General features: G+C 49.2%; 14 protein-coding genes. 10 read left to right on the top strand and 4 right to left on the bottom strand.

Annotation, left to right across the window (positions count from 1 at the left end; all coding sequences use genetic code 11):
- The first annotated feature begins 68 nt into the window (after positions 1-68).
- Positions 69-509, top strand: a complete 441-nt coding sequence (locus tag C2M17_RS12180) for a type II toxin-antitoxin system RatA family toxin (RefSeq protein WP_105201025.1) — start codon at positions 69-71, stop codon at positions 507-509.
- Positions 509-835, top strand: a complete 327-nt coding sequence (locus C2M17_RS12185; protein WP_105201026.1) for an RnfH family protein — start codon at positions 509-511, stop codon at positions 833-835. Before C2M17_RS12180 ends, C2M17_RS12185 begins: the two co-directional genes overlap by 1 nt.
- Before the next feature lie 72 nt (positions 836-907).
- Here the strand turns inward: C2M17_RS12185 and C2M17_RS12190 are convergent, their stop codons facing one another.
- Complete coding sequence (locus C2M17_RS12190) at positions 908-1,270, bottom strand: outer membrane protein assembly factor BamE (protein ID WP_105201027.1); 363 nt, start codon at positions 1,268-1,270, stop codon at positions 908-910.
- Between the two features lie 265 nt (positions 1,271-1,535).
- Between C2M17_RS12190 and C2M17_RS12195 the strand changes: the two genes are divergently transcribed.
- Positions 1,536-1,835, top strand: coding sequence for a GIY-YIG nuclease family protein (locus C2M17_RS12195; protein ID WP_105201028.1), 300 nt, complete (start codon positions 1,536-1,538; stop codon positions 1,833-1,835).
- Here C2M17_RS12195 and C2M17_RS12200 read toward each other — a convergent pair.
- The 3 genes from C2M17_RS12200 to ilvC form a co-directional block, all read right to left on the bottom strand.
- The gene (locus C2M17_RS12200) at positions 1,783-2,676 is read right to left on the bottom strand and encodes a M20/M25/M40 family metallo-hydrolase (protein WP_105201029.1); all 894 of its coding nucleotides are present in this window, start codon (positions 2,674-2,676) and stop codon (positions 1,783-1,785) included. The two genes, C2M17_RS12195 and C2M17_RS12200, sit on opposite strands and share 53 nt — an antisense overlap.
- A complete protein-coding gene (locus C2M17_RS12205) occupies positions 2,673-3,842 on the bottom strand; it encodes a tetratricopeptide repeat protein (RefSeq protein ID WP_105201030.1) in 1,170 nt (389 codons plus the stop codon). Before C2M17_RS12205 ends, C2M17_RS12200 begins: the two co-directional genes overlap by 4 nt.
- A gap of 196 nt (positions 3,843-4,038) precedes the next feature.
- Positions 4,039-5,511 carry a ketol-acid reductoisomerase gene (gene ilvC, locus C2M17_RS12210; RefSeq protein ID WP_105201031.1) on the bottom strand — a complete coding sequence of 491 codons (1,473 nt, stop codon included), beginning with the start codon at positions 5,509-5,511 and terminating at the stop codon, positions 4,039-4,041.
- Positions 5,512-5,631: 120 nt separating this feature from the next.
- Between ilvC and ilvY the strand changes: the two genes are divergently transcribed.
- The 7 genes from ilvY (at position 5,632) to C2M17_RS12245 (ending at position 13,121) form a co-directional block, all read left to right on the top strand.
- Positions 5,632-6,513: an HTH-type transcriptional activator IlvY gene (ilvY, locus tag C2M17_RS12215; RefSeq protein ID WP_105201032.1), complete on the top strand. Its 882-nt coding sequence runs from the start codon at positions 5,632-5,634 to the stop codon at positions 6,511-6,513.
- Between the two features lie 110 nt (positions 6,514-6,623).
- Entirely contained in the window at positions 6,624-7,454 is an 831-nt protein-coding gene (locus C2M17_RS12220) for a MipA/OmpV family protein (protein WP_105201033.1), read from the top strand.
- Positions 7,455-7,464: 10 nt separating this feature from the next.
- The gene (locus C2M17_RS12225; RefSeq protein WP_158681444.1) at positions 7,465-7,836 is read left to right on the top strand and encodes a DUF3019 domain-containing protein; all 372 of its coding nucleotides are present in this window, start codon (positions 7,465-7,467) and stop codon (positions 7,834-7,836) included.
- 15 nt (positions 7,837-7,851) lie between these two features.
- Positions 7,852-8,544, top strand: a complete 693-nt coding sequence (locus C2M17_RS12230; protein ID WP_105201035.1) for a response regulator — start codon at positions 7,852-7,854, stop codon at positions 8,542-8,544.
- Between the two features lie 5 nt (positions 8,545-8,549).
- Positions 8,550-9,797 carry an ATP-binding protein gene (locus C2M17_RS12235; RefSeq protein ID WP_105201036.1) on the top strand — a complete coding sequence of 416 codons (1,248 nt, stop codon included), beginning with the start codon at positions 8,550-8,552 and terminating at the stop codon, positions 9,795-9,797.
- 144 nt (positions 9,798-9,941) lie between these two features.
- Positions 9,942-11,720 carry a DUF4856 domain-containing protein gene (locus tag C2M17_RS12240; protein WP_105201037.1) on the top strand — a complete coding sequence of 593 codons (1,779 nt, stop codon included), beginning with the start codon at positions 9,942-9,944 and terminating at the stop codon, positions 11,718-11,720.
- A gap of 126 nt (positions 11,721-11,846) precedes the next feature.
- A complete protein-coding gene (locus C2M17_RS12245; protein WP_105201038.1) occupies positions 11,847-13,121 on the top strand; it encodes an imelysin family protein in 1,275 nt (424 codons plus the stop codon).
- Positions 13,122-13,123 lie beyond the last annotated feature (2 nt).

A 13,123-nucleotide genomic window follows, 5' to 3' on the forward strand; every position in this document is an offset into this window, starting at 1 on the left:
TGCCTTGCGAATGCCCCTTGGGGCTGGCCCTAAAGCTTGCTAGAATTGCGCTGTTGTGAGGAGAGGTTATGCCACAAATAGAAAAATCAGCGCTGGTGATGTATAGCAGCAAGGAAATGTTCGACCTGGTCAATGATGTCGATGCATACCCGGAGTTTTTACCCCATTGCAGTGACGCCAAGGTGTTTGCACAGCAGCAAAATCATATGCGCGCCGGACTGGAAATATCCAAGGCCGGACTAAAAAAGTGGTTTACCACCGAAAACACGCTTGATGCCGAGCAGCACACCATAGCCCTGGCTTTGGTGGATGGCCCCTTTAAGCATTTGCATGGTCATTGGCAGTTTATGCCCCTGGATGAGCATGCCTGCAAGGTGAGCCTTAAATTGGAATTCGAGTTTGCCAGCAAGTTGGTGGAAATGGCCTTTGGTCGCGTCTTTAATGAGGTCGCGAAAAACATGGTGCAGGCTTTTACCCAGCGCGCCAAAGTGGTGTACGGAGAGCGTTAATGATAGAAGTTGAAGTGGTCTTTGCCTTGCCCGATAAAGCAACCGTGCTCAGTGTTGAAGTGCCCAAGGGCAGCACAGCCGAAGAAGCGGTATTGAAATCGGGAATAGTGGAAAAGTGCCCGGAAATTGATATGAAAAACCTGACCCTGGGTATTTGGAACCGCACCTGCAAGCTGGATACCGAGCTTAAGGCCGGTGACAGGGTAGAGATTTACCGTCCACTTATTGCCGATCCTAAAGAGGCGCGCCGTAAACGCGCAGAAAAAGCCAAAGAAGAAGGCCGAGCCAATAAAATCACTGGCGCCAAGGTGAAAAGCGGTGACTAAGGTTAAAGGGTTAAGATAATAGCTTGAGCATAAAAAAAACGCAGCCTGGGCTGCGTTTTTTAAATCAGTTCGCTATTGTTCAAGCGGAGTATTAAAGTCTTCTGGTTGCTCGTAATCTTCCGAGCTGATGCTCACCAGGCGCTCGTTGGCAAATTGCAGCTTCAGCTGTTTGCGTTGTTCGGACTGGCGGTCAAGGTTGAAAACATAAAGGTAATACCAGGTATCCTTGTCGAAAGCATCCTGTGCAACAGGCTTACCAAGCACGTAAAGCACTTGCTCGCGGGTCATATCAACACGTAATTTATCAACGTCGGATTGTTCTAGAAAGTTTCCCTGGGGAATATTGATGCGGTAGACCCAACTAGAGCATGCACTTAAACTACTGCATACAATAACGATGGCTGCTACCAGCGAAAACTGTTTAAACCACTGCATGTTCGATTATCAGTCCTTATTTATTGTTGTTAGCATGATACCCATTCGACACCGAAGGTAAAGCGCGAAATCATAAATCATACCAATTCTGTTAAGTATGTGATCAGATATAGCGCTGGATAAATGTTGTGATTACAAGGCAGAATTTTTCTTATGTTATTCTACATCGAAAAATTTCAACACAGTTAGCACGATATTTAGCCCGCTAGAGTGATTAGCTATTTAAGTGAATTGGTATAAGACCCTAACCGAGGTAATTAGTTTAATGAGTTTAGATAAATCCGAGTTGTGGTGGCTGTATATTGTGCAAACAAAATACGGTCATTGGTATACCGGAGTCAGTAATAATGTCGTTAAACGCCTGCAGGCCCATGAGCAGGGCAAGGGGGCGAAAAACCTCAAGGGCAAGGGTCCGCTCACCTTGGTTTTCACTATGCCTGTGGGCACGCGCAGCGCTGCCTGTAAACTAGAGAACGAGGTTAAAAAGCGTAGTCGTGCCGGCAAAGAAAAGTTTATTCACGAACATGAAAATCATCGCACCGAGATCCTAGCAACTCCCCAATAAACTGGGTTAATAATTGCAGTGTTTGCGCATAACGCTCGTCGTGGATCTGCGCTAGCGTGTCGCTTGTTTGATGATAATGGGGGTCATCTGCGGCGGTGACAAAGATAAAGGGCAATTTTTGCCGGGCAAAAGCCCAATGATCGCTGGCCCTTAGCCAGTCGATACGCTCGCCATCAAGACGGCGATTAATGCTGCGGTTGCTCCTGGCCAACTGGGTTCTTATTGGGCTGTTATCTAAATGCCTTTTCGCTATCGGGCATAATGACTCTCGGGTATAGAAAAAAAGCCGACTGTTGGCGCGCGGTAAATTAAGCATATCGAGATTAATATTAAGGCGCACCGCATCATGGTCTTTGTTTTCGACAAAGTGTTTGGCGCCATGCAGGCCATTTTCTTCGGCATCGAAGGCGGCAAAGGTGATGTGCTTACGCAGCGGATGCAACTGCTCGGCGAGATACAAGATAGCGGCGACGCCAGAGGCATTGTCATTGGCTCCGGGGTAATAATTATGTCCTGAGTTTCCCAAATGATCGTAATGAGCGCTGATCACTACACAATTTTGCAGGCAATCATTGCTGATAATATTACGCCCTTGACCCTGTTGAAAAAAGCCTTGCTTAAAGGCAAAGGGCTGCACCTGAGTTTGATATCCCAATTGTTGTAGCCGCCTTTGCACATAATCACCGGCTTGGGCACCGCTATTGCTGCCCGCCTTGCGCCCGGCCAGATCTTCGCTGCTCAGGTAGGTTAAATCTCTGTGCCATTGGGGTGAACTTGTTGCCATGGCCGGGTTTGCCGCCAGCCAAATAAGCGCCGTGGCTAAAAATATGAGTGTCTTCATCGATTGTTAGCTACTAGCTCCAAGCTTGCCAGTTTGCCGCGGTAACGCAATTTATCATAGTCAAATTGCGCCCGCTTTTGCGCCATCAGCAAGTAGCGGCGTGTGGCCTTAATATCGCCCATCAGGTAATAAGTGTGAGCCATGCCGAAGTAGCTTTCGTGAATGCGCTCGTCCAGTTCGCGCGCCTTACGAAAGTGAGTAAGTGCCTTAGCGTACTGTTTTTGTACCAGGCTGTCGTTACCCAGGGCTATATGGTAGTAGGGGTTGTTTTTGCGCATTTGCACCAGCTTATGCTCTATCTCCTCGGCTAGTTGTTCGCGCCCGGTATGACGATACAGAATCGCCAGATTACCGAGCGCCGTGTTGTTATCCTTGTCGATATTGATGGCGTATTGATAGATGCGCTCGGCGCGCTCATAGTCATCGATTAAACGATAGAGGATGCCTAAATTCCCCCAGCCGCCGGAGTAATAGGGATCCATTTGTGTGGCCGCATAGAAGTAACTGTAGGCGCGCTCATAGTCTTGATCTACCAAGGCGGTGGCGCCCTTGTTGTTATAAAACATGGCGGCGACGCGCTCTTTGGTGATGTCTGTGATTTTAAACTGGCTGCCGGATAAATCCGGAGCAAAGTCCACGGTAACCTCACGTTCGGCGTTGTAAAGTTCATAAACGTCATTACGGCGACGCGGCGTATATAAGCGCAGGTTAATATGGCCGGTGAGCAGGTTATAGCCGCGATTAAGGGCCCAGTACTCGGGTATATGTACGCGCTGGAATTGCCCCTGAAGACCCAAGTGTTCGGCCATGCTAAAGGCCAAAATGGACAGCGACAAACAGTTGGCATTGAGTTGTTTATAGGTTTGCGCTGCGGTCAGGGTAGCACCGGATTGATAGCGCACGCTTTTGTCGCCGTTTTCCAAAATGAGCATCATTAAGCGCTTGGTGGCGCTGAGATTACCAGAACGGGTGGCAAAGACGTTATTTAACTGGGCTTTCATCGTACTGGTTAGTGCGAATATTTCCTCCAAACTTTCCACCGGTTGGGCCTGAAGCTGCGGGTGTTGCGCCAAATTAATAGGCGGTGCAGGAAGCTCTGTGACTTGTGTGCTATTGCAGCCCCATAACAGCAAAAGTGGGATAACCAGGGTAATTAAGGCGCGCATACTAACCTCCACGGCTCAGGCGTATCTAAAACTTAGACCCCAATCCTTGGAAGAATACTCGCTTAAGTATAGTGGAGGCTGATGCTTCACCGGCAGGTGAATTGTTACAAAGCATGAATGGGTGTTTGATTCTAAAGAAAAAAGCCCTGCGCATAGAGGCAGGGCTGAAGGGAGTCACAGCGTTTAAGGGTGCTGTTTATACAATTTTTTTCATCGCAGACATATAGCTGCGCAGCTTAGTGCCGACGATTTCCACCGGGTGGTTACGCAGCGCCGCGTTCACCTGGATCAAGGCTTGGTTATCAACGCCATTGTCCGTTTGCTCCAGACCGCGGCCGATCACATCCGTGTCGATATCGCGCATAAAGTCTTGTAGCAGGGGTAAACAGGCATGGTTATACAAGTAACAGCCATATTCAGCGGTGTCAGAGATGGTGCGATTCATCTCATAAAGCTTTTTACGGGCTATGGTATTGGCGATAAGCGGCGTTTCATGGAGCGATTCATAATAGGCCGACTCGTCTTTAATGCCTGCTGCCGTCATGGTTTCATAGGCTAATTCAACACCGGCTTTAACCATGGCTATCATTAAGATACCGTTGTCGAAAAACTCCTGCTCGCTGATTTGTACATCGCTATTTTCTTGCTGTTCAAAGGCCGTTTCTGCCGTTTCCGCACGCCAGCTCAGTAATTTAACATCGTTTTCGGCCCAATCCGCCATCATGCCTTTGGAAAATTCGCCGCTGATGATGTCATCCATATGCTTGTTATAAAGAGGGCGCATAATGGTTTTCAGCTCTTCGCTTAGGGCAAAGGCCTTTAATTTTGCCGGGTTGCTCAAGCGGTCAAGCATATTGGTCACGCCGCCGTGTTTAAGTGCTTCGGTGATCACTTCCCAGCCGTATTGAATTAGCTTGGCGGCGTATCCGGCGTCTATACCTTTTTCCACCATTTTATCGAAACACAGCAGTGAGCCGGTTTGTAGCATGCCGCATAAAATGGTTTGCTCACCCATAAGGTCCGATTTTACCTCGGCCACAAAGGATGACAGCAAAACGCCGGCGCGATCGCCACCTGTGCCCGCGGCATAGGCCTTAGCCTGAGCCAGGCCCTTTCCTTGTGGATCGTTTTCCGGGTGAACGGCGATAAGCGTAGGCACACCAAAGCCGCGCTTGTATTCTTCACGTACTTCCGACCCCGGACATTTAGGAGCCACCATGATCACAGTGATGTCATCACGGATCTGCTTGCCTTCTTCAACTATGTTAAAGCCATGAGAGTAAGCCAGGGTGGCGCCTTGCTTCATCAGTGGCATTACCGCATCAACTACGGCGCTATGCTGCTTGTCCGGAGTCAGGTTTAATACCAGATCCGCATCTGGGATAAGCTCTTCATAGGTGCCGACTACAAAGCCATTTTCGCTGGCATTAAGAAATGATTGGCGCTGCTCGCTAATGGCCGACTCACGTAGCGCATAGCTAACGTTTAGGCCCGAATCACGCAGATTTAAACCCTGGTTGAGGCCCTGAGCACCACAGCCGACAATGACCAGTTTTTTGCCAAGCAGTACCTGGACGCCGTCGCTAAACTCGCTACGGTCCATAAATTCACATTGCCCTAATTGTGCCAACTGTTCACGCAGCGGTAGAGAGTTAAAGTAATTTGCCATTGTCGGTCCTTAAAATAGAAGTGCTGCAAATAGGTCTGCTATTGAATGTAGGCAAAATAGCGTGTTGCGTAAAATGATATATTTGCATTATTGTATTGCAGATATTGAAATGAGGTGGCCATGCAACATAAGCAACTCCATTACTTTTTGGCGCTCGCCGAGACCTTGCACTTTGGTCGCGCCAGCGAGCGCTGTTATATCAGTGCCTCGACCCTGAGTCGCAACATTAAGCAGCTAGAGCAGGAGGTAGGGAGCGAACTGTTTGTGCGTGACAACCGTCAGGTACAGTTGACCTCGGCAGGCATGCATTTTATTCAATATGCCAAAAGCACCTTGGCTCATTGGCAGCAATTCAAAACCAGCCTGAGCCAGGAGCAGGAGGTAGCCGGTGAGCTCAGTATTTATTGCTCCGTCAGTGCCGCCTACAGCTTTTTAAACCCTTTGTTATCGGCACTGCGTCAGCGCCATGGCAAAATTGAAATGAAGTTGCATACAGGCGACCCGGCTCAGGCGCCGGAGCGGGTATTAGATCATCATGAAGACGTCGCCATCGCCGCCAGGCCCGAGCGTTTGGCACAACAATTGGCATTTTGTCGTTTGGGTTGGTCTGAGCTGGTATTTATCGCTCCAAAAATTCCCTGTGAGGTGAGCCAGCAGATCAATCAGGGCGGGGCGATTGCCTGGGAGCAACTTCCTTTTATTATTCCCGAGCAGGGGGAAAATCGCACCCGCTTGATTAATTGGTGGCGAACAAGGCGGATACAGCCGCCCATTTATGCCCAGGTCAGTGGCCATGAAGCGCTGGTGTCCATGGTCAGTTTGGGTTTAGGGGTGGCCTTGATCCCGCAGGTGGTGTTAGAGAACAGTCCGTTTAGTGATAAGGTGCAGATAGTCAAAGTCGGCGATGCGCCGCCGCCTTTTGAAATTGGCTTGGTGGCCTTGCAACGGCGTCTGTCTGAGCCTGTGCTCGGCGCCTGCTGGCAGTTGGCTGAGCAATTATAAATGGCGTCTAAGTGACCAAAATGAAGTGATTTGTTAATGATTGTTATTGCATACTGAACAAAACCTTGACTGTTGCTAGGATAGCGGCACTTTTATTTTCGGGAAAGCATATGCGTTTAGGGCTTCATAATTCGGTGTTGAGTGCCGCCTTGGCTGCGTTTGGCAGTGGCGTCCAGGCCAATGAGGTACCCTTAAAGCAATGGCATCTTGGCGTGAACATCGGCTATGGGATGATGACCAATCCGCTTTATGGCGGCGATGATGTGCCCTTGTATCTGGTTCCCGATATCGCCTATTACACAGATACTTGGTACCTCGACAACAATCAGCTGGGTTACACCTTTATTAACCAAGACGCGCATGTGCTCAGCGCTATTACCGAAGTTAACCCGGAAACACGATTTTTTGTCGATTGGCACCCCAGCAGTGTATTTGCGCTGCAACAAATAGACAGTAATACTCCTTTAGCAGCAGAAGGTCCGGCAAGAGTAAGAGTCGATGACCTTGATAAACGCCATTGGGCTCTCGATGCTGGTTTTGAATATCATTATTTCTCCCCGATAGGACAGTTTCAGGTCAAGGCTTTGGCGGATGTTAGCGATGTTTATCGCGGCTGGCGCGCCCAAGCAAGCTGGCGTTGGGGGTATCGGTTTGAGCAATGGGTTTTGGAGCCCAACATTGGCGTCAATTACAGCAGTAGCGAGCAGAACGACTATTTTTATGGCTTAAGTCGTGAAGAAACAGGCGGTTATGCGGATATTCTTGTTGGTAGCAGTGTCCAGCCCTATGCTAAAATAGACGTTAGCTATATAGTCGACGAACGCAATGCGCTGCGTATGCATTTAGGTTATATCGATTACGATACTCAGGCCAAAGCCAGCCCATTGTTTAAGGAATCTTCTTCGTTGACCTTATTTATCGGTGTGAAGCACCTTTTTTAGCATGATGAGTGTGGCGGCAACAGCAGTGATCGGCAGTGTGATGATAATGACAGCCATGCCCGCGTACAGTGACGAACTGCTGGAGATCTCGCCACAATATTGTGTGGTTGAAAACAAAGAACAGGCCTGTACAACTGAGGTCAATATTCGCTGGACTTTGCCCGAAGCCATACCGGTGTGTTTGCTGGAAAATAAGCGCACCTTGGGCTGCTGGCCCGCGCAGCAACAGGGGTTGTGGCAGTATAAAGCCGAGGTTCAGTTACCCGCCATATACTCCCTCACTCATGCGCACACAGGCGAATTAGTCGTAGATACCCAGCTGGAATTACAAACGTTACGCAGCTCGCGTCGACGCTTACGTTCCGTGTGGAGTTTTTTTTAATTCAGGAGTTGGCCCATGGCGAACATACTCTTAGTCGAAGACGATCTGGCTCTACAGGAGCTAACCCGGGACTACTTACAACAGAATAATCTCAATGTGGCAGTATTATCTCGCGGTGACGAGGTAATGGATTATGTGCAAAAGAATCAAGTGGACTTGATGATTTTAGACGTAATGCTGCCGGGCAAAGATGGCTTTGCCGTATGCCGCGAAGTGCGTGATAAGTATTCTTTCCCTATTTTGATGCTGACCGCCAAGGGTGAAGACTTCGATCAGGTGATCGGTCTGGAATTGGGCGCCGATGATTATGTGATCAAACCGGCAGAGCCCAGAGTATTGTTGGCACGTATTACCGCCTTATTACGCCGTACCCAAGAGCAAGATAAAGTGGTGCAAAGCGTCACCTTCGGCGAGCTGAAAATCGATAAAAACAGCCGTATCGTTACCTTAAAAGGCGGTGAGATCACCCTTACTTCCCATGAGTTTGAGCTTTTATGGTTGCTTGCCAGCAATGCCGGTGAGGTGTTAAGCCGTGAATATGTGCATGAGCAGATGATTGGCCGCCAATACGATGGCTTAGATCGCACCGTGGATGTGCGTATTTCGCGGCTCCGTAAAAAGCTCGGCGATAACAGTGATAAACCCTATAAAATCAAGACGGTTTGGGGACAAGGTTATCTCTTCGTCAGCGACGCCTGGAGTGAATAACTAGCTTGGGCAAACTCTTTGTCAGCCTCTACTTATATATTATTGTTTCTCTGGTCATAGTGACCGGGGCCATAGAAAGGCTATGGCCCACAGAGGAGCAGTCGACACCTTTGGCGATGGAGTTGGGCAACAATTTTAAAGCCCTGGCGCAAAGCGATCTCGGTCGTCAGTATATTAATAGTCAATACCCCATGCGTTTGTTGCAGCGCAGTGATATCTCCCTCCCGAACGAGCTTGAGCAGCGTCTTGAACAGGCGCAGGCCGTGCATGTTTTCGATGCCGAAGAGCATTTGCTCTGGTATGTGCCTCTTGATGATCAAGAGTTATTACAAATAGGCCCAGTAGAATTGCCTAAGGCCCCAGGCGAGAACTTTGTCGGCCCTTATTTGCTGTTATTGTTGGTGGTTGGCGCACCGGTAGGGCTGTGGAGTCTAATGCTGTGGCGCGATTTTAATAAACTCAGTGAAACTTGTGCACAGGTGGATGGCCGCACCGATATTAATGTCAGTGGAATGGGTCGCTCCTTCTTATTACCCATCACCGATGCCTTGCAGGTGATGCAGCAGCGCATTCATAGCCTGCTTAATGCTCAGCGTGAGCTTACATCATCCGTTTCTCATGAATTTCGCACGCCCCTGGCACGGCTTAAGTTTGCTCTGGCCATGCTAGAGCAGGGCAGCGACGAAAAGCAGCAAAAGTATATGCAGTCCATGACCTCGGATATTACCGAGCTGGAAAATTTAGTCAGCGAAATGCTCCACTACGCACGCTTAGATGCACAGAGACCGACCTTGGCGCTGGAACTGGTCGACCTTAATGAGCTGGTCGATAGCATGGTGGAAAAACTGAACTTTGACAGCAAGGTGCATATAGAGGTGCTGCACGAGCAACCTAACCTGTATCGCTGCGATCCGCACTTTTTAGCCCGCGCCCTGCAAAACCTGCTTGGCAATGCCATCAAGCATGCCCGCCATCATATTCAGGTGCGCATTTGTTCCAATGAGGAGCAATGCGATGTTTACATTGAGGATGATGGCGCCGGTATCGCGGAATCAAAACGGGCCGATATCTTTAAACCCTTTATTCGTCTCGACCAAAGCCGTGCCAAAAGCACCGGCGGCTATGGCCTAGGCTTGGCCATAACGGCAAAAATAGTGCAGTGGCACCAGGGTAAAATCAGTGTTGATAGCAGCGCCTTAGGCGGTGCTAAGTTCGTTATGTCACTGCCGCAAAACAAGTCAAAGCTCAATTAGTTCCTACTTCTTTAACAGGTGTTATCAAAACTAATAACTTAATTTAAATAAATTAATAAATGATATTGATTGTTATTTGCGTATCGTTATAATGTGCCCCTAATTACAAACAAGAATGATTATTATCTACCTTGGGATGACAACATGAACTTGCGCAAATCTCTACTGACTACCGCTGTACTAGCAGCAACCTTAGGCCTGACCGCATGTGGCGGTGGCTCTGGCTCGGATAACGAGGGCACGACTCCTCCACCGGTAAACAAAGCTCCTACAGATATTGCTGTTTCAGCAAGCTTGGTCAATGATGACCAGGTAGGTTTTGTGGTAGGGACACTAAACGCAACGGATGACAGCACATCGGGTTTAACCTTTTCATTAGCGGCCGATGAAGCCCTGTTTGAAATTGTTGATGGCACCACCCTAAAGCTAAAAGAGGGCATCGCCCTTAACTTTGAGCAGCAAAGCGATGCCAAGGTGACAGTGACGGTAACAGACGCAGGTGGCTTAACCTTTAGCAAAGAATTGACCATTAGCGTTGACGATGTTGAAGCTCAAGATGGCGTAAACATCTATGAATTTGCTTCTAAACTGAGTGCTGGTTCATCGGTATCTTACAGCGGCCAGATCGCTCGCCACGCACTCTCGGCTGAAATTAAACATTACATTGGTCAGCTAACAAGTGATTATGTAACTACTAATGGTCTAACTGGTAGCCAAGTTAGAGAGCAGCTAATGCTGCTTTGGGGTGATTATGAAACGGTTAAAGACGGCAGTCTTAAATTTGTGGGTGACCTAGAAACTAAGCAGCGCTCATTTGCAGAAATTTCTTCTTCGGGCAAAGAGCTTAGTCTAAAAGTTGCAGGTAAAGACAGCCTGGACAAAATGCACAAAGCCTGGCAGGAAGAAGGTAACTTCCTGGGTTGGACTGATTTCGGCACACAGGACAAGACGCCTGAAGGTTTGATTTTCCATTACTTTGATCTATTGGCCGCCAATATCGATAAATACAACGGCGGTGAAATGCTGGTCGACCCAGATGACAACAGCATCACCAAGCTTTATATCACAGAGTCGGGTTTAGATTTAAACCAGCTAATTCAAAAGCATACTCTTGGCGCTTTGATGTTCTCGCAAGGTACCGATGATTACCTTGATCAAGGTCTTGAGGCAGACAACAAGGTGAGCGACGAAGGTAAGCCATATACAGCACTTGAGCACCAGTTCGATGAAGGCTTTGGTTACTTCGGTGCGGCGCGCAACTACCTGGAATACAGCGATGACGAACTTGCTGGTAAAGGTGGTCGCGAGGCCTTCGCTTCAGGGTATAACGACTATTCAGGCGATGGTCAGATCAACCTTACCTCAGAATACAACTGGGGCAACTCCACCAATGCCGCCAAGCGTGACCGTGGCGCCACAGTAACCACAGATTTCTCGGCGGCGGCCATGAATGCCTTTATCGCCGGTCGTAAGATTATCAACGACAACGTAGGCGCTGATCTTAACACTGAGCAAATGGATGCCCTAAAAGCACAGCGAGATATCGCCGTAGCTAACTGGGAAAACGCTATTGCCGCTACCGTTGTGCACTATATCAACGAGACGCATGCTGACTTAGACATGATTGCCGCTGGTATTGCTGCGGATCCAGAGGATAGTTATACAGATGAGGACTTTGCTAATCTGGCTAAGCATTTCTCGGAAATGAAGGGCTTTGCCATGAACTTTCAGTTCAGCCCATTCTCGCCGTTTAATGCTGCGGCTAATGAAGGTAAATTTGCCCAGTTGCATACTCTGCTAGGCGATATGCCGGTAGTGACAGATGCTGCTGCCATTGCTGATTATCAGGCGAACTTAATGGCGGCCCGCGACTTACTGCAAAACATCTACGGCTTTAACGCCGACAATGTTGCTAACTGGTAAGCAATGAAACAAGGCAGCATGCCCATATAATAACTTTAAAGGCTAGTCGCGAGCTTACTCGCGCCTGGCCTTTTGTCGTTTTCAGCACCTCCCAGCAACTGGGAGTTTGGCTAAATAGGATGAAATATGACTACTGCGAATTTTCGCGTTAAAACCCTAGCACTTGCCCTGACCTTGGCCCTAGTAGGCTGTGGTGAGAGCACTTCAAGCTCACAGGGCGAAGGCTTTAATAATGGCGGCGATCAAGGGGTGATCACCAACCCGACCACTTTCGATGAAGCGGCGCTGGTTGCCAGTCTGGTCGATAATGTCATTACCCCGGCTTACAGCCTGTTTTATACCCAGGCGCAAGCTCAGCGCACTGCCATTGCCGATTACTGCGCCCTTGAACAGGCGAGCATAGAAAGCAGCTCGGAGCAGGCGTTAGCGGCGATGAGTGCGGCGCAAAATGCCTGGTTAGATACCATGGGTGCCTGGCAGCAGGTGGAAGTGATGCAAATGGGGCCACTTCTTAGCAACAGTGGCGAATTGCGTAACCGCATCTATTCATGGCCGGCGATCAGCCGTTGCGGCATCGACCAGGATGTGGCCTATCACAAGGATGGGGTGATTAATCTGGACCCTAACCGTCCTTACGATATCAGCACCCGCACCGCCACTCGCCGCGGTTTGTTTGCGCTGCAGCATGTGCTGTTTAACCCCCAGTACGATCATCACTGCAGCATCGCCAATGAGGCGCTGGCCGATTGGAATAGCTTAACCGACCTTGAGCGCAAGGTGGCGCGCTGCGAATATGCGGTTACCGCCGCAGACGACCTGATCGTATCCGCCGAGGAGTTACTCAATAAATGGCAAGGCGACAACGGTTTTGCGGCGCAGTTGAAAAGCGCCGGTGAGCCTAACTCTCAGTTTGAAAACGCCCACGTTGCCTTAAACCATATCTCCGATGCTATGTTCTACCTGACCGAAATGGTCAAGGATAAGAAGCTGGCCGAGCCTATCGGTATTTTACCTAACTCATGCGGCACCTCTGCCTGTGCCGAGGACGTGGAAAGCCTGGATGCAAAAAGCTCGCTTGCCAATATTCAGGCTAACCTCTTGGCGTTTGAAGCCCTATTAGTGGGTCAGCAGCAAGGCCAGGAGGCCTTGGTGGGTTTTGACGATTATCTGGATGAAGAGCAGGCGACGGCCACCAAGGAGCGCATGTTATTGGCCATTAGCGAGACCAAGGCAGTGATAGCCGCCATCGACTCGAGCCTGGCCAGCGCGCTTATCGACAATGAACAGCAGGTACGTGACGTTCATACCAAGGTGAAGGCCATCACAGATGAGCTGAAAAACGACTTTATTAACGAACTTGCTCTTGAGCTTCCGGCTACTTCTGCCGGTGATAACGACTAAGG

The organism is Pseudoalteromonas sp. T1lg10, assembly GCF_002964545.1.
Taxonomy (GTDB): domain Bacteria; phylum Pseudomonadota; class Gammaproteobacteria; order Enterobacterales; family Alteromonadaceae; genus Pseudoalteromonas.